This window comes from Flexivirga endophytica (assembly GCF_014640635.1).
Classification (GTDB): domain Bacteria; phylum Actinomycetota; class Actinomycetes; order Actinomycetales; family Dermatophilaceae; genus Flexivirga; species Flexivirga endophytica.
On record NZ_BMHI01000005.1, the window covers coordinates 432835 to 449642 of the forward strand.

Sequence of the window (16808 nt, forward strand, 5' to 3'; positions counted from 1 at the left end):
GGCCGGTCAGTCGCGAGAACGTATGGCGCTCAACGACTTTCCTGCATACTCGTGCAGCGCGGTGTCGACCGTGACGCCTGCGGACCGGAGGTTCATGCTGACCGCTCCGAGGGTGCCGTCCGCCATGGCAGCGACCGGTCCGGTCCAGCCGCGGTCGCGCAGCAACTCGGTGACCCGTGCCCGCAGCGCGGTCTGGTGGAAGAGCACGCTGCCGCCGATGATCAATGGCGCGGTCCGGTCCGGTCCAGCGAGGGCCGTGACGGTATCGGCCAGACCTTCGCCCGCCCCCTCGACGATCGTGCGGGCGACCTCGTCGGTCCCTGCCTGCTCGAACGCCAGTGGTGCGAAACGCGCGATGCCGGGCGTCGGGATCGCGTAGAGCGTGGTCACGAGTTGGTCGAGCAGCACGTCCTTGCCGGCTGATCGGTCACCGACGACATCGGCGGCTGCGAGCAGCGCTTCGGTCAGTGCGGTGCGCGGGCCGCGCCCGTCGAGGTCGGCCGTCACCGCGCGAGCCACCCGACGCGCGATCCAGTAACCGGAGCCGACGTCGCCGAGCAGCCAGCCGCGTCCGTCGCTGCGCGCAGTCGTCACGCCGCCGCGGACGACGATGGCGGCGGCGCCGGTGCCGGACACCAGCGCGGCGCCGTTCAACTCCGCGGTGCCGGAGAAGAACATCGCCTCCAGGTCGCTGCCCAGGTGCAATGGTGCGGTGATGCCCAGCTGCTGCAGCCCACGTTCCACACCGGTCAGACCGGTGGCCGAGCCGGCCATCGCCGCCAAGGCATGACCGACCTCGGCGGGCTCGACGGCCGCTTGCCGGAGCGCCGACTCCGCTGCCGAACGGATAGCTTTCGCAACGCTTTCCACACCTGACGCGGTCGGATTGCCGCCACCGGCCACGGCGTACCCGGAGCACGTGCCGTCCGAGTCGTGGACGAGCGCACGCGTGGAGGTGCCGCCCGCGTCGACGGTGAGGAAGAGACTCATGGGTCATTCATACCGGTCGCCGGTCAGCGGCCGACCGTGCAGGTCCGCAGCAGTCCCCACCTACCATGGTGCGGTGCCCTCAGCCCTGCCCGACGGAGATCCCGTCCCGACCGACGGATCACTGCCCGCGACGGCGCTCGACGGGATCAGCGAGCGACAGGTGGGCATCTACCTGCATGTGCCGTTCTGCTCGGTCCGGTGCGGCTATTGCGACTTCAACACCTACACGATCAGCGAGCTCGGGGGACATGGCGCGAGCGTGGCGACGTATGCCGACGCGGCCGTCGCCGAGTTGGGTCTCGCCCGCCGGGTCCTGGGCGATGACGCACCTGCGGTGAGCACCGTCTTCGTCGGAGGGGGAACACCGACGATGCTGCGTGCCGACGATCTGGTGCGGATGCTCGGTGAGGTGCGTGAGGTCTTCGGTCTCCAACCCGGCGCAGAGGTCACCACCGAGGCCAACCCCGACACGGTTGATGGTCGGGTTGCCGACGCCCTGGCCGCAGGCGGCTTCGGCAGGGTGAGTCTCGGGATGCAGTCGGCCGTCCCACATGTGCTCGCCACACTGGAGCGCACTCACGATCCGGACAACGTCGGGTCCGCGCTGCGAGCGGTCCGCGAAGTCGGCATGCAGGTCAGCCTCGATCTCATCTACGGCACGCCGGGCGAGAGCCTGGACGACTGGCGGCGCAGCCTGGAGGCGGCCGTCGAGTTGGCGCCGGACCACATCAGCGCCTACGCGCTGGTGGTCGAGGACGGCACCAAGCTCGCCGCCCAGGTGCGACGAGGCGTCGTGCAGATGCCGGAGGACGACGACGAGGCAGCGAAGTACGAGATCGCCGAATCCATCCTGAGCGCAGCAGGATTCGAGTGGTACGAGATCAGCAACTGGGCTCGTCGGCCGGATGCGCGGTGCCGGCACAACGAGTCCTACTGGCGCGGCGACGACTGGTGGGGGATCGGTCCGGGTGCGCACAGCCACGTCGGCGGAGTGCGCTGGTGGAACGTCAAGCATCCCTCGCCATACGCCGATCGCGTGCTCGCGGGCACGTCACCGGGGGCAGGCCGCGAGTTGCTCACCGCCGAGCAGTCGTATGACGAGCAGGTTCTGCTCGGCATACGACTCACCGAGGGCCTGCCACTCGACGTACTGCGGGGGCCGGGTCGTGCTGCCGTCGCCGGCCTCATCGCGGACGGTCTGCTCGACGGTGCGGCGGCTGTCCGGCGGGATCGGCCCGCCGCTCGGTTGACCCTGCGTGGGCGGCTGCTCGCCGACACAGTGGTCCGCGGGCTGCTCGCCTACTGACGCACCCACATGCCGAATGACGGCTTTCTCGCCGAGTGACGGCCGTATCCGACCGTCACTCGGCGAGGGAGCCGTCATTCGGCGAGGGGTGGCAACTCGCCCGGCAGGCCGAGTGCGGTGAAGTGCTCGGCACCGAGGAAGGACGTGATGCCCGAGATGCGGGTGTCGCGCAGAGTCAGGACGGTGATGGCCCAGGCCCCGTGCGCCGGTGCGCCGTCCGGGCACAGATAACACGCAACCGCCGGCTGCGCGTTGACGCTCGTCGGAAGGGTCCGCCAGCTTCCACAGTTGCCCATCGGCACCTGCGCCGCGAAGTCGCCGACCGACGCCAGCCCGGCATACCAGTGCGGCATCGGTGGCATCGCCCACGTGACGTCCTCGGTCACCAGGTCGACCAGCGCGTCGGTGTCGCGACGCTCGAGCGCCGTGGTGAACCGTTCGACGACAGCGCGCAGCTCGTCGTCGCCGATCTCACGCGCGGTGGCCTGCTGCGACGGGTCCGGCACGCGCCGAGCGACCCGCGCACGCGCGCGCTGCAGCGCGCTGTTGACCGACGCCGTCGTGGTGCGCATCATCGTCGCGATCTCCTCGGCGGGGAAGCCGAGGACGTCGAAGAGCAGCAGGGCAGCACGCTGATTGCCCGGCAGATGTTGCAGTGCCGCGACGAAGGCGAGTTCGACCGCCTCCCGCTGCTCGTAACGCGCCGCGGGAGAGGCAGTGCCGTGAGGCAGGTCTCCGGCGTACGGACCCAACCAGGCGATCTCGCCACTCGGTGCGTCGTTGACGACTGACCGGGCGCTTGCCGGTCCGAGATCGACGGGCATCGCGCGTCGCCCACGCGCGCGAGCGAGGTCGATGCACGATCGCGTGGCCACGGTGTAGAGCCAGGTCCGCAGCGTGCTGCGTCCCTCGAAGTCGCCGAGCCGTCGCCAGGCCTTGACCAGCGCGTCCTGCAGCGCGTCGTCGGCGTCGTGGGAGGCGGCCAGCATCCGGTAGCAGTGCGCACGGAGCTCGGGGAGCAGCGGTCGCACGAGGCGGTCGTATGCCGCGCGGTCGCCCCGGCCGGCCAGCAGCACGTCGTCGTCGGGGTCGGGTGACGACACCACCGAGGGCTCACCGGAAGAAGTTTCGCTCACAGCCGATGAGTATGCCGCGAACGCGACGTCTCACTCCTGTCGGAACACGAACGGTCGGGCAGTCGGCCCGCAGAAGGAGCTGAACCATGAACACAACGGTCGAGGTCGGTGCGGACGTCGAGAAGGCGACGCTGACGGCATACCTGCAGGAGCAGCGCGCAGCAGTGCTCGCGATCGTGGAGGGCCTGGACGAGGCCGCGCTGCGGACGCCGGTGGTGCCGTCCGGGTGGTCACCGATCGGGCTGATCTGGCATCTCGGTGGCGCCGAGATGTACTGGTTCGAGATCGTGCTGGCCGGTGAGCTGCCCGAAGACGAAGAGCAGGACGAGCCGGACGACGCGCCGGATGACATGGGTTCGGGGACGGGGTTCCGGACCGACGAACCGATCGCCGAGGTGCTGGAGGCATACCGTGCCCAGTGCAGGAAGTCGGACGAGGTGCTCGCGTCGGTCCCGCTGGATGCCGCACCGTGCGGCCCGGTCGCGCCAGAGCACGTCGAGCTCGCGACCAGTGTGCGAACCATCGTGCTGCACATGATCGAGGAGACCGCCCGGCACGCCGGCCATCTGGACGTCGCGCGCGAACTCCTCGACGGTCGCACCGGACTCGGCCCGCGGTAAACGGACGGTCCCCACCCTGCCGAATGACGGCTTCTTCGCCGAATGACGGTCAGATTGGGTCGTCAGTCGGCGAAGAAGCCGTCACACGTGGGAGCTCAGGCCTGCAGGTCGAGGCCGAAGTCGTGACAGGTGACGCTGTGGGTGATCGCGCCGACCGAGATCGCGTCGGCGCCCGCGCGTGCCAGCTCCTGCACTGTCTCTTCGTTCACGCCACCGGACACCTCTGCGACCAGGGGTGCCGGGTGGCGACGGATGTGCGAGACGCCGGTGGCGACCTGCCACGCCTCCATGTTGTCCAGCAACACCGCGTGGACGACCGGGGCGAGCCCCTCGGAGATGCGCTCTGCGTCGAACGCCAGCACCGTGTCGAGCTGCTCGATCGTGTCCACCTCGATCTCGACCCGCACGAGATGACCGCCGCCCGCCGCGAGGCGATCCAGGACCGGAAGCAGTCCGCCACCGAGCCCGATGTGGTTGTCCTTGACGAGCACTGCGTCATACAGGCCGAATCGGTGGTTGGTCCCGCCGCCGTCGAGCACCGCCTGCTTCTCCAGCTCCCGCAGACCCGGGGTCGTCTTCCGGGTGTCGACGATGCGTGCCTTGGTGCCGTCGACGAGATCGACGAAAATGCTGGTGCGCGAGGCGATCCCGGTCAGGTGACCCAGCAGGTTGAGGGCGGTGCGCTCAGCCGTCAGCACGGACCGGGCCGATCCGCTGATCGTCGCGACGAGGTCGCCGGTCGCGAGTTTGTCACCCGCCTGCTTGGCCCAGTCGATCTGCAGGGTCGGGTCGACGGCGGTGAACGTGGCGGTTGCGGCCTCGTCACCGGAGAGCACTCCCTCCTCACGGCTGACGATGTATGCCGTTCCCGCCGCGTCGCCCGGCACGGTCAACCGAGTGGTGAGGTCACCGCCGAGGCCGAGGTCCTCGGTAAGCGCAGTGCGGACGACGCGCTCCAGGCCGGGGGAGATGGTTCGGGTCGTGGTCATGCTGTCGCTCCTTGATGTGTCTCGGTGCGGTCGGTGTTCCGGGCGTGCACGTCGTCGGTGCGGCGGTGGGCGCCGATGCTGTGCGGGTGTGCCAGGGCGGACCGGGCGATCAGCCAGGCGACATACGGGACGTCTTCACCGGTGTGGGGGGCCAACCTCTCGACGGCACGTTCCAGGGTCGCACCGTCGCGCAGCACTCCGCACGCGCTGCTGAGCAGGGCCCGCACGTCCTGCACCGACAGCGTCGCAATGTCGTTGCGGGGGAGCACCGTTGCAGGGTCGACCTGCGGCAGGTTCTCTGCCCACGCCCCGGGGAGCGGGCCGCACGCGTCCTGCGCCGCAGCGCGGCCGGTCACGACGGCTTCGAGCAACGAATTGGACGCGAGTCGGTTGGCGCCGTGCAGGCCGGTGCGGGAGACCTCGCCGATCGCCCACAGGCCCGGCACCGAGGTGCGGCTGTGCTGGTCGACGGTGAGGCCGCCCATGGAGTAGTGCAGAGCGGGCCGGACCGGCAGCAGGTCGGTCGCGAGATCGAGACCGCAGCCTTCGGCAATGGCCGCGACAGCCGGGAATCGGCTTGTTACATCAGGGATCTCGCGTGCGTCGAGGCGGACCTTGCGGCCGGCGCCCAGTTGCTCCCACACCGCGGCAGCCACGACGTCACGGGGCTGCAGCTCCTCGACGAACCGGCTGCCGTCCGCCAGCAGCTTCGCGCCGGCTCCTCGCAGTGCCTCGGTCAGCAACGGCAACGGATCACGCGGCACATCGAGCGCAGTGGGGTGGAACTGCACGAGGTGCAGGTCGTCGGTGCGCGCACCGATCCGGGCAGCGAGCGCGACGCCTTGGCCCAACGCGGTCGTCGGGTTGGTGGTGTGCCCCCAGAGGCCACCGAGGCCGCCGGTCGCCAGCACGACGCGGGACGTCTCGATCGTCTCGGTCGTGCCGTCCGTGCGTCGCACCAGCACGCCCCGGACCGCGCCGTGATCATCGGCGAGAATCTCGACGAGCGATTGGTTTTCGCGCACGTCGACAGTGGGAGAGTGCAGGACGGCGGACGCCATACAGGCGGTGATGGCGGCGCCACTGTGATCGCCGGCGTGCGCCACGCGCGGCCGCCGGTGACCCCCTTCGAGCGCCAGGTCGAGGCTGCCGTCGGCGGCACGGTCGAACGGCACGTCGAGCTCGGTCAGCAGCCGGACGATCTCGGGCGCGACACCGGTGATCCGGTCGATGACCGCGCGGTCACCCGCGAGCGCCCCGGCACGCCAGGTGTCGTCGGCGTGGTCCTGCGTCGAGTCGTTCGGCGCAAGGGCGGCTGCGACGCCACCCTGCGCCCACATGCTCGCGGCGCCGGACGTGAGCGACTCCGCGGTCACCAGCACACATGGCTCGGTCGCGGCCCAGGCGCACGTGAGTCCGGCGAGTCCGGACCCGACGATGACGATGGGGCTTTCCTTCATCAGTGCACCTCTAGCATCCGGTCGATGGCGCGGCGGGCGGGGGCGGCGACGGACGGGTCGACTTCGATCTCGGGGCCACCGGTCTCGAGGGCTTTTCGTATGGCGCCCAACGTGTTTCGCTTCATGTGCGGGCACAGGTTGCACGGGCGCACGAACTCAAGGTCGGGGTGTTGCGCGGCGATGTTGTCGCTCATCGAGCACTCGGTGATGAGTGCGACACTGGCCGGCTGCTCATCCTCGACATACCGCTGCATGTCCGCGGTCGAGCCGGCGAAGTCGGCTTCGGCGACGACCTCCGGCGGGCACTCGGGGTGCGCGAGCACGGTGACCCCAGGGTGGCCCTGGCGGATCTGCACGATGTCCAGCGGGGTGAAGCGCTCGTGGACCTCGCAGGCTCCCGGGTGGGTGACGACCTCGACGCCGGTCAGCGCGGCGATGTTCTTGGCGAGGTACTGGTCGGGGATCATGATCACTTTGTCGACACCGAGCGACGTGATGATCTTGACCGCGTTGCCCGAGGTGCAGCAGATGTCGCTCGCCGCCTTCACAGCCGCGGAAGTGTTGACGTAGGTGACGACCGGAGCTCCCGGGTGGTCTTTGCGCAGTTGCGCGATGTCTTCGGGCGTGATGCTTTCCGCCAACGAGCAGCCGGAGCGCAGGTCGGGCAGCAGCACCCGTTTGCTCGGGTTGAGCAGCTTGGCGGTCTCGGCCATGAAGTGCACACCGGCGAGCACGATCGTGCCGGCGTCGACCTTCTCGGCCTCGCGGGCCAGCGCTAGCGAGTCGCCCTTGATGTCGGCGACGCCGTGGAACACCTCGGGTGTCATGTAGTTGTGCGCCAGGATCACGGCATCGTGCTCGACCTTGAGGCGCTGGATCGCCTCGATGTCGTCGGCATACATCGCCCACTCGACCTCGGGGATCACGTGCCGCACGGTCTCGTATGCCGCCGCGTGGTCGTAGGACTGCAATTCGCTGATGCTCACCATCGACTCCTCAAACGGTTAATGCTCATCTTGAGTAAATGCTGAAACTGAGCATAACAGAGCAGTCGTCCGCGGCGTCAGTCGAGCACCCCTTGTGCCGAGAGGACAGGCGATTGCTGAGTGGATAGGTGATTCTGCCCCTCTGACCGCGAAATTGCCTGTCCTCTCGATCAACGGGTATCCGCTCGGCGAGTGGGCGGAGTACTCACTCGGCCGCCGGCTGACGCTGCGGAGGCTTCGGTACGACGGTCAACCACGGCGATGAGTCGGAGCAGGGGCCTATCTCGGCAACGGGAGCTTGGTGCCGACCTGGGCGCGTTCTTCGCGCACCGAGCCGCGGAAGCGGTACAGCTTCGCGGGGCGGCCGCCGGTCTCGTGCGAGACCTCGCCGGTGGGTTCGACCAGCTCGTGCTGCACCTCCACCGCGCGGCGGAAGTTCTGCTTGTGCACGTGCTGACCGGCGATGGCCTCGACCGTCTCCTGCAGTGCCAGCAGGGTGAACGTCTCGGGCATCAGCTCGAAGATCACCGGGCGGTACTGCAGCTTGGCCCGGATTCGGGACAGACCGGTCGCCAGGATGCGGCGGTGATCGTGCAGCATCGGACCGGCCGTGAGCGCGGAAATGCTTCCGGCAGAGGGGGATTCGGCCACCAGGCGTGCTTCCCAGAGCAGCTCGTAACGCTGCAGCGCCAGGTCGGGACGCCACGGCCGTTCGTCATACGCGAAGAGGAAGCGGCATCGATCGAGACGCTCCTCGGAGCCGATCGACCATCGACGCAGGGCGCGTTCGATCTCCTCGCCGAGCCGGTCGGCGCCGGAGGCGTCGAGGTGCCTCCGGTCCTCCCACGGCAGGAGGTCGTAGAGCGCCGACCAGTCGGTCGGTCGAACACTGCCCGCGATCTGGGCACGGGTCAGTCCGAGGTAGGAGATCGACACCATCCGCCGGTCGTCACTGGAGCGGCCGAGGTCGGCGAAGGTGTAGAGCTGCTCGACATACCCGAGATCGAATCCGCTGTGTTCGCGGGCGAACTCGCGCACGCCTGCCTGCAAGGACTCCTCCTCGACGCGCAGCGGCCCCGCAGGCAGAGCCGGGGGTTCTCCCGCGGCCAGTACCCATGGGTGCCCGTCGTCGACCGCGAGCACCACGGCGACCAGCTCGGCGCTCAGCCCGACGTCGCTCATCCGGCAGCCGTGACGAAGTCGATGAGCTCTTCTACCCGGCCCAGCAGCTCGGGCTGCAGATCGGTGTAGCTGCGCACGGTGCCGAGGATCCGCTTCCAGCCCATCGCGACATCGGCCTGCGTGTCGTGCGGCCAGTCGAGCGCCGCGAGGATGCCGTGCTTCCAGGACGTGCCACGCGGGATGACCGGCCACTTCGTCCAGCCGAGCCGCTCGGGACGCACTGACTGCCAGACGTCGACATACGGGTGACCGAGCACGAGCACGTCCTGGCGCGCCTCGGGTATGGCGAGGGCGTCGGCCACGATCCGCGCTTCCTTGGTGCCAGGGACGAGGTGGTCCACCAGCACGCCCATCCGCCGCTGCGGTGTCGGCGCGAACTCGCGGATGACCGACCGGAGGTCGTCGACGCCGTTCAGCATCTCCACCACGACGCCCTCGATGCGCAGGTCCGAACCCCAGACCTTCTCGACGAGTTCGGCATCGTGCTTGCCCTCGACGAAGATGCGCGACCCGCGCGCGACGCGGGCGGGTGCGTCGGCGACGGCGCGGGAGCCGCTGGCCGTGCGGGAGGCCGCGGTCCGGGCCGACCGCAACGCCGCGGTGTCCGATGCAGAGGTGGCAGCCACCAGCTCCACCGGTTTGCCGTCGATCAGGAAACCTGGACCCATCGGGAAGGCCCGGCTTCGCCCGTGCCGGTCCTCCAGGTGCACCACGCGCATCCCGCCCGATTTCTCGACCGAGATGACCGCGCCGCACCAGCCGGTCTGCACTTCCTCGACGACCAGGCCGGTCTCGGCCGGAACCTGCTCCGAGCGGCCACGCGGTGGCTTGCGCCAATCGCCGGAGAGGACATCGGTGCCATATCTGTCGGTCACGTCCGGAAGGGTATCCAGCAGGGACGGGGAGCGCGGGGAAGACCGACCCGATGCGGAGCGAGTGTCGGCCGTCGCGGACGCCGATGAGGCGGCCCACGGCGCGTCGGCGATTCGGTCCAGTTGCATGCGGCAAGTAGACTTGGCACTCGACATACCGGAGTGCCAACCAGCGCAGGGAGCGAAGGAACGATGAGCGGCGACGATCGCAGGCTGCAGGTGCTGCGCGCGATCGTGCAGGACTACGTGTCGACCTCGGAGCCGGTTGGTTCCAAGGCGCTGCTCGAGCGACACCAGCTAGGCGTCAGTGCCGCGACGGTCCGCAACGACATGGCGGCCCTCGAGGACGAGGGCCTGATCGCGGCCCCGCACACGTCCGCCGGCCGCATCCCCACTGACGCCGGATACCGGCTGTATGTCGACAAGCTCAGCCAGATCAAGCCGCTCTCCCGCGCCGAGCGCAACGCCATCGAGACGTTCCTGGTCCGGTCGGTGGACCTCGACGACGTGATATCCCGCACGGTCCGGTTGCTGTCGACGCTGACCGGACAGGCGGCGGTCGTGCAATATCCGTCGCTCAACGCCGCGCTGGTGCGCCATGTCGAGCTGGTGCCACGCTCGGCCGAGCGGCTCACCCTCGTGGTGATCCTGTCGACCGGCCAGGTGGACCAGCGCATCATCGAGCTCGACCGGTCGATGACCGAGGCAGAAGCCGACGAGCTGATCCAGCAGTTGCGTGCCGGCCTCAACGAGAAGAGCGTCGGCCTGCGTCGTGCGGTCGCGGCCAATGCGCTGCGCGAGTGGTCGGCACAGATGGCCGGCCAGGCGCCGGACGCCCGCCCGGTGGTCGTCGACGCCGTCGCGGCGGCGTTCGCCGAGGAACGCGAGGACCGGGTGGTCCTCGGTGGCACCGCCAACCTGGTGCGATCCACCGACTTCGCGCTGTCCCTCGGGCCGTTGCTCGACGCGCTCGAGGAACACATGGTGCTGCTCCGGTTGTTGACCCAGCAGGGTGGTGATCCGACCGACGGTGTCGCCGTCCGGATCGGCACCGAAAACTCCATCAGCGGGCTCGCCGGAACGTCCGTCGTGAGCACGGCATACGACGCGGGCAGCTATGCGAGCCTGGGTGTGCTCGGTCCGACCCGCATGGATTACCCCTCGACCATGGCGGCGGTGCGTGCAGTGGCACGCTATGTCGCCGACATCCTCGACCAGTGATCACGTCCAACCAGACCCCGATGACAGCGGCGACGCTCGAAGGAACTTCGTGAACGACTACTACGGCGACCTGGGCGTCGCGCAGAACGCGAGCCCGGAAGAGATCAAGCGTGCCTACCGCAAGCTGGCGCGCAGACTGCACCCGGACGTCAACCCGTCCGAGGAGGCATCCGACCAGTTCAAGAAGGTCGCCCAGGCGTATGACGTCCTGGGTGATGCCGAGAAGCGGCGTGCCTACGACATGGGCAGCGATCCCTACGCCACCGCCGGCGGCGGTGCCGGCTACGGCCAGGGCTTCTCGTTCTCCGACATCATGGATGCGTTCTTCGGCGGTGCGGGTGCAGCCCAGGGCGGACCCCGCTCGCGCACACAGCGGGGTCAGGACGCGCTCATCGCGGTTGAGATCGACCTGGGCACAGCCGTTTTCGGTGGCGCGGAGGAGCTGACCTTCGACACCGCGGTGGCCTGCTCGGTGTGTCACGGGGACGGCGCACGGCCGGGCACCGGCAAGCACACGTGCGACATCTGCCACGGCACCGGCCAGGTGCAGGAGGTGCAGCGGTCCTTCCTCGGCCAGGTGATGACCACGCGTCCCTGCCAGGCCTGCCGCGGGTTCGGCGAGGTCATCGACGACCCGTGCTTCAACTGCTCCGGTGAGGGTCGCGTGCGCGACCGTCGCACGATCACCGTCAAGGTCCCGGCGGGCGTCGACACCGGCACGCGCATCCAGCTGACCGGCGAGGGCGAGGTCGGCGCCGGTGGCGGCCCGGCCGGCGACCTCTACGTCGAGGTGCGGGTTCGCAAGCACGCCACCTTCCAGCGCCGCGGCGACGACCTGCACTGCTCGGTCGAGTTGCCGATGACCGCCGCGGCACTCGGCACGGCACTGCCGCTCGAAACGTTCGACGGCGAGCGGGACGTCGCGATCCCGCAGGGCACCCAGCCAGGCGACGTCATCACGCTCCGCGGGCTCGGGGTGACGCACCTGCGCTCGCAGGTGCGCGGTGACCTGCTGGTGCACGCCAACGTCCGAGTGCCCACCAAGCTGGACCCGCAGCAGGAGGAGTTGCTCCGGCTGCTGGCCAAGGAGCGCGGCGAGGAGCGGCCCGAGGCGCGCTTCGGCCGCGTCGAGAAGGGCCTCTTCGGAAAGCTGCGAGACGCCTTCCAGCCCAAGTGACGCCGGCTCATGTCTGATTCACTGCCTTCATGACCGCGCGCCTGTTCTTCGCCGCGGCCGGAGCGCTCGACGGGTCCGGTCCGGGCGACACCGTCACGGTGACCGGTGACGAAGCGAGACATGCCGTCGTGGTCAGCCGGCTGGAGGTTGGTGAGACCGTCCAGGTCGCCGATGGCTCCGGTCGGGTCGCCGAGGGAGAGATCGTCGCCGCGGCTCGTGACCGGATGGCGGTCCAGATCGTCTCGCTTCGCGAATCCAACCAGCCGACAACCCGTTTCGTGTTGATGCAAGCGCTCGCCAAAGGCGGCCGGGACGAGCAGGCGGTCGAGGCCGCCACCGAGCTCGGCGTCGACGCGGTCATCCCGTGGCAGGCCGACCGGAGCATCGTGCAGTGGCGCGGGGACAAGGCGGGCAAGGCACACCGCAAGTGGGAGGCTCTGACGCTCGCCGCGAGCAAGCAGTCCCGTCGTGCGACGGTGCCGGGCATCGAGCCGCTGGTGACCAGCCGGACCGCGCCGGCACGCCTCCAGGAGGCGGACGCAGTCGTCATACTCCATGAGGATGCGGAGGCGTCGGTCGGCGAATTCGACATCCCCGCAGGCGAAGTCGTCGTCGTGGTCGGCCCTGAGGGCGGGATCAGCCCTGACGAACTGGGCGCGTTCGAGGCGGTCGGCGGTCGCGCCATACGCCTCGGTCCGACGGTGCTGCGTGCATCCAACGCCGGCCCGACCGCGCTCGCGGTCCTGCTGGCCCGCGCCCGCTGGTAGTCAGCCGGCCAACTGCTCTGAGATCGTGGGCGCCAGCCGGGCGAAACCATCGGTGCCTGCCTCGGTGAGTGCGAGCTCGCGCGGGCGCGGTCCGTCGCAGACCCATTCGCGCTCGCGCGCAGCGGTCAGGATCGCCGCGCCGAGCGCGCCGGCAAGGTGTTCCTGCTGCTCGGTCCAGTCCAGGCAGAACCGCAACGTCGGTCGACTGAGTCCCTCGACGGAGACCAGATCGACTCCCCACGAACGCAATTCGTCGGCAGCACGCGGGCCGATGGTGAAGTGCCCTGCTGCGACCGGAGCGGACAACCGGTCACCGTGACGGCGACGCGTGTCGGCGTGCGAATCCCGGGGGAGCAGCACTCCGGAGTCGATGAGGGCAGCGGTGATGGCGACGCCGAGCCGGCCCGCGAAGTGGTCGTAGCAGGTGCGCGCGGTGCGCAGTCGCGCCATCCGGGTGCCTTCTCGCAGTGAGGTGATAGGGGGCAACGGACTCATCGCGCTCATCGCCTCGTAGGCGGCCGCCACCTGCCGGTCGGCGAGATAGTAGAAGCGGTGCCGGCCACTGACCTCCACCCGGACGATGCCGCCGTCCAGCATCCGTCGCAGGTGCCCGCTCGCGGTCGCCGCGCTGACGCCTGCCTCGGACGCCAGACGCGACGCTGGTAGGCGTCGCCCGTCGATGAGTGCTCCGATCATCCGTGCACGAGCGCGATCGGCGAAGAGCGCGGCGACGTCCGAGACGTCGCGGGGCTGTTTGTCGGCCATACCCGCAATTCTGCGCGCCGGACGTTTCGGTCGCCACCGAACCGTCGGGTGACGTTTCGGGGAGCGCCGAAGGTTCCCGGTCGCATTCTCGTCGTATGGCGAACCACAGCACGTCAACCCGGTCGCACGGCGCACCCGCGACGATTGCCCGGCATGAGCGCGGCAGTCGTCGCGGGCTGGTGGTCCTGTGTGCGGCGATGTTCCTGGTGTTGCTGGATGTGTCCATCGTCAACGTCGCGCTGCCGAGCATCGAGCGCGGGCTCAGCGGCGGCACCGCCGGCGCGCAAGCGGTCGTTGACAGCTACACGGTGCCGCTCGCTGCGCTGTTGCTGACCGCGGGGACGATCTCGGACAGGTGGGGTGCACGTCGCTCGTTCGCGGCCGGGCTCCTGGCGTTCGGTGTCGGCTCGATCGGATGTGCGGCGGCAATCACATTGCCAATGCTGGTGATCGGCCGAGTGGTGCAAGGATTCGGGGCTGCGGCGATGTTGCCGGCCAGTCTCTCGCTGATCGCCGCGATCTGGGACGACGCGGAGGGGCGGGCGCGCGCGATCGCGATCTGGTCCGGGGTTTCGGGATCGGCAGTGGCCATCGGTCCGCTGGTCGGCGGGGCGCTGATCGGGCTGGGTGGCTGGCGGCTGATCTTCCTGATCAACCTGCCCGTGGTGCTCGCGGCGGTCGTCGGCGCGCGAGCCCTCCCGACCGGCGAGCGGAAGGAGCGTCCGCTCGACCGGTTCGGTGCCGTGACCTCGATCGTCTGCCTCGCCTCGGCCATCGCCGGTCTGATCGAGGTGGGACGTGCCGGACTCACGCCGATCGGCCTGGTACTCATCGGTGCTGCCCTCCTGGCCCTGCTCGCCTTCGTCGCCGGACAGCGTCGGGCTCGGGCGCCGATGGTGCCGCGCGAAATGTGGCGGAACGCGGCGCTGGTGCGGTCGTGTGCGGGGTCGCTCGGGATGAACCTCGTGGGCAACGGCTCGCTGCTGGTGCTCGCGTTCCTCTTCCAGGTGCTGCAGGGCCGTGGCGCCCTTGCGGCGGGGCTCGCGACGCTGCCGATGTTCGCGCCGCTGACGCTCGTGCCGTTGATCGGGCGGCGCTGGATGGTGCGGGTGTCCCCGCATCGGCTGATCCGCGGTGGGTTCGCGGTCGGTGTGGTCGGACAGGTCGCGCTCGCCGTCGCCGTATGGCGCTCCCCGCACGCGCTGCCGCCCCTTGTCCCCGGGATGCTGCTCGCGGGAACGGCACTCGGGATGCTGGTGATGCCGCTGGTCGCCACGGCGGTGGCGGCAGCGCCGTCATACAGCGGGCTGGTGGGTGGTCTGAACAACGCGGCCAGGCAGACGGGCACGTCGTTCGGGGTGGCGTTGTTCGGCGCCATCGCAGGACCGGTCGCGGTGGGCTCCTCGACCGCTCGGATGGCGTGGTGCTTCGTCGTGGGTGCTGGGATCTGGGTCGTCGGCGGGCTGACAGCGGCAGGTACGCCGCGTCGCTGACCTCAAGCGCACGTGCAGCTACTTCTGTGCTTTGCGTGGCAGAGGAGCACGGGTCGCTCATGCATCGGTTGTTGCCGTCTCGATGGCGCGTCGTCTTGTCGAAGTTCACCGACAAACGTTCTCTGAGGTGACCGTCGTAGTCGGATCAGCTCGTCTTCGGCTGTGCGGAATACCGAAATACGTTCGAAGAAACCCTAGCCATTAGCGCCTCTTCTCGGTATCCTGTAGGTAGCGGAAACGCTTACAGGGGAAGGGAATTCACGCCATGACCAATGATCAACCCGTGGTGGATGGTGCCCCGGTCGCGGAACCGGGACGGGGACCGGAAGTGCTCGCGTTCCTGCAGGCCGCGGAGCAGGTGTTGGACGAGGTCCTCGGCGCCGTGCACCAACTGGGCCAGGACCAGGAAGCCGAGCTGGTGACAACGCTTTTGCGGTTGCTGGGCCGGTCCGCGCAAGTGGTGACCCTGGTGGCCTCGGACGCGGTGACTCGTGGCGTCCTGGTCGGCTCCGACGCCGCGACGACGGCGCAGTGGTTGGGCGCTCATGTGCGTGACGTGCCGGTGGAACCGCGGACGGTGCGGGCGATGGCGTCGGTGGCGGATGCGTGCCGGGACCGGAAGAACACTGTCATCACCGCCGCGTTGCGGGACGGTTCGTGTTCGGTGGAGTCCGCACGGACTGCGTTGACCCAGGCGGACAAGGTCGCCCCCGTCATCCCCACCGCCGACCGTGAGGAGATCCTGGGGTGGTACCTACAACTGGACCCGGCCCTCGGGTGTGCGGGGTTGACGCAGTTGACGCGGCAGATCTTCGCCCGGTTCGACCCGGACAAACTCTCCCAGGGCGATGAGAAGTTGGAGCGGACCGAGTCGTTGACCTGGTCCACCACTCCGACCGGGATGACCCGCCTGGTGGCGGAGTTGTCGCCGGCGAACGCGGCGATCCTCAAAGACGCGATCAACGCCAAGTCCGCACCCAGCCCCGCGAAACCCGCTGACAACACTCGGAACACGGCCGACGAGCAGACCCACGACGCTGCCAGCGCAGCCCGGGCTGCCGGTGGCGGTCACGGGTCGGGTGCGGCATTCGGCCTCGGCGACACGACCGGGCAAGCCGGTGACGAGAAGGTGCAGGACGAGGAACCGCGGGACGAGAAGGTGCGGGATGAGCGGTCTCCGGGCAAGCGACGCCTGGACGCGCTGCTGGATTTGGTTGGTGCGGGTGCCCGGGCCGCGACCGGGGAAGGCACCCAGTCCAGTGCGGCGACAGTGCTGTTGACGATGGGGCTGGAGACCCTCACCAAGGGTGTGGGTGCGGCGTCCACCTCGACCGGTGACACGGTCGACGCGGGTGCGGCACGAAGGTTCGCCTGCACCGCGGACCTGATCCCGGCCGTGCTCGGCGGACCCAGCGCCCCGTTGGATGTGGGCCGGCGGGAACGCCTGGCCACCAAAGCGATCCGGGCCGCGGTGATCCTGCGCGATGGTGGGTGCAGCTTCCCCGGTTGTGACCGGCCACCGGGTTTCTGCGAAGTGCACCATGTCCGGCCGTGGTGGGCCGGCGGCGAAACCTCCCTCACCAACTCGGCCATGCTGTGCGGCCGACACCATCAGACCGTGCACCGCAAGGGCTACACCGCCGACATACAACCCGACCGCGTTGAATGGGACCTCACACCCGGCCTGATGCCCGGCCACCAAACCGCAGCAGCCTGAACCCATTGCGGACACCTGAACCGGCTCTGTCGTCGACGTGAAGCTGCCTGCCTAGCTACATGACCTCAACTGGAAGCCTCGCTCTCTGGGCGGCGTAATTCGCGTGCGTGAGATGGCTGGTCCGGGT

At 69.3% G+C, this 16808-nt stretch carries 15 protein-coding genes; 7 read left to right on the forward strand and 8 right to left on the reverse strand.

The features are described 5' to 3' along the window. Nucleotides 1–6: 6 nt before the first annotated feature. Nucleotides 7–990: an N-acetylglucosamine kinase gene (locus IEX71_RS17335; RefSeq protein ID WP_188838281.1), complete on the reverse strand. Its 984-nt coding sequence runs from the start codon at nucleotides 988–990 to the stop codon at nucleotides 7–9. Between the two features lie 73 nt (nucleotides 991–1063). Here IEX71_RS17335 and hemW point away from each other — a divergent pair, with 73 nt between their 5' ends. After that, nucleotides 1064–2296, forward strand: a complete 1233-nt coding sequence (hemW, locus tag IEX71_RS17340; protein ID WP_188838282.1) for a radical SAM family heme chaperone HemW — start codon at nucleotides 1064–1066, stop codon at nucleotides 2294–2296. Between the two features lie 74 nt (nucleotides 2297–2370). Here hemW and IEX71_RS17345 read toward each other — a convergent pair whose 3' ends face one another. After that, on the reverse strand, nucleotides 2371–3432 hold the full coding sequence (locus IEX71_RS17345; RefSeq protein ID WP_229749829.1) for an RNA polymerase subunit sigma-70: 1062 nt from the start codon (nucleotides 3430–3432) through the stop codon (nucleotides 2371–2373). An 86-nt stretch (nucleotides 3433–3518) separates the two neighbouring features. Between IEX71_RS17345 and IEX71_RS17350 the strand changes: the two genes are divergently transcribed. Continuing rightward, entirely contained in the window at nucleotides 3519–4052 is a 534-nt protein-coding gene (locus tag IEX71_RS17350) for a DinB family protein (protein ID WP_188838283.1), read from the forward strand. Nucleotides 4053–4147: 95 nt separating this feature from the next. Here the strand turns inward: IEX71_RS17350 and nadC are convergent, their stop codons facing one another. The 5 genes from nadC to IEX71_RS17375 form a co-directional block, all read right to left on the reverse strand. Continuing rightward, a complete protein-coding gene (nadC, locus tag IEX71_RS17355; RefSeq protein WP_188838284.1) occupies nucleotides 4148–5041 on the reverse strand; it encodes a carboxylating nicotinate-nucleotide diphosphorylase in 894 nt (297 codons plus the stop codon). After that, nucleotides 5038–6501, reverse strand: a complete 1464-nt coding sequence (locus tag IEX71_RS17360; RefSeq protein ID WP_188838285.1) for an L-aspartate oxidase — start codon at nucleotides 6499–6501, stop codon at nucleotides 5038–5040. Before IEX71_RS17360 ends, nadC begins: the two co-directional genes overlap by 4 nt. After that, nucleotides 6501–7487, reverse strand: coding sequence for a quinolinate synthase NadA (gene nadA, locus IEX71_RS17365; RefSeq protein ID WP_229749830.1), 987 nt, complete (start codon nucleotides 7485–7487; stop codon nucleotides 6501–6503). The genes IEX71_RS17360 and nadA overlap by 1 nt, the downstream gene beginning before the upstream one ends. A gap of 279 nt (nucleotides 7488–7766) precedes the next feature. Next, nucleotides 7767–8669 carry an NUDIX hydrolase gene (locus IEX71_RS17370; protein ID WP_188838287.1) on the reverse strand — a complete coding sequence of 301 codons (903 nt, stop codon included), beginning with the start codon at nucleotides 8667–8669 and terminating at the stop codon, nucleotides 7767–7769. Continuing rightward, nucleotides 8666–9544 (reverse strand): DUF3097 domain-containing protein, encoded by an 879-nt coding sequence (locus tag IEX71_RS17375; protein ID WP_229749831.1) that lies wholly within the window; start codon nucleotides 9542–9544, stop codon nucleotides 8666–8668. The genes IEX71_RS17370 and IEX71_RS17375 overlap by 4 nt, the downstream gene beginning before the upstream one ends. Nucleotides 9545–9733: 189 nt before the next feature. On the opposite strand from IEX71_RS17375, the gene hrcA reads away from it, so the two are divergent. The 3 genes from hrcA to IEX71_RS17390 are packed head-to-tail and all read left to right on the forward strand — an operon-like array spanning nucleotide 9734 to nucleotide 12706. Beyond that, entirely contained in the window at nucleotides 9734–10762 is a 1029-nt protein-coding gene (gene hrcA, locus IEX71_RS17380; RefSeq protein WP_188838289.1) for a heat-inducible transcriptional repressor HrcA, read from the forward strand. 49 nt (nucleotides 10763–10811) lie between these two features. Then, a complete protein-coding gene (dnaJ, locus tag IEX71_RS17385; RefSeq protein WP_188838290.1) occupies nucleotides 10812–11939 on the forward strand; it encodes a molecular chaperone DnaJ in 1128 nt (375 codons plus the stop codon). Nucleotides 11940–11968: 29 nt separating this feature from the next. Continuing rightward, on the forward strand, nucleotides 11969–12706 hold the full coding sequence (locus IEX71_RS17390; protein WP_188838291.1) for a 16S rRNA (uracil(1498)-N(3))-methyltransferase: 738 nt from the start codon (nucleotides 11969–11971) through the stop codon (nucleotides 12704–12706). Here the strand turns inward: IEX71_RS17390 and IEX71_RS17395 are convergent, their stop codons facing one another. After that, a complete protein-coding gene (locus tag IEX71_RS17395) occupies nucleotides 12707–13471 on the reverse strand; it encodes an ArsR/SmtB family transcription factor (RefSeq protein WP_188838292.1) in 765 nt (254 codons plus the stop codon). Between the two features lie 95 nt (nucleotides 13472–13566). Here IEX71_RS17395 and IEX71_RS17400 point away from each other — a divergent pair, with 95 nt between their 5' ends. Both IEX71_RS17400 and IEX71_RS17405 read left to right on the forward strand, forming a co-directional pair. Continuing rightward, entirely contained in the window at nucleotides 13567–14964 is a 1398-nt protein-coding gene (locus tag IEX71_RS17400) for an MFS transporter (protein WP_188838293.1), read from the forward strand. Nucleotides 14965–15229: 265 nt separating this feature from the next. Further along, nucleotides 15230–16681, forward strand: a complete 1452-nt coding sequence (locus IEX71_RS17405) for an HNH endonuclease signature motif containing protein (protein WP_188838294.1) — start codon at nucleotides 15230–15232, stop codon at nucleotides 16679–16681. Nucleotides 16682–16808 lie beyond the last annotated feature (127 nt).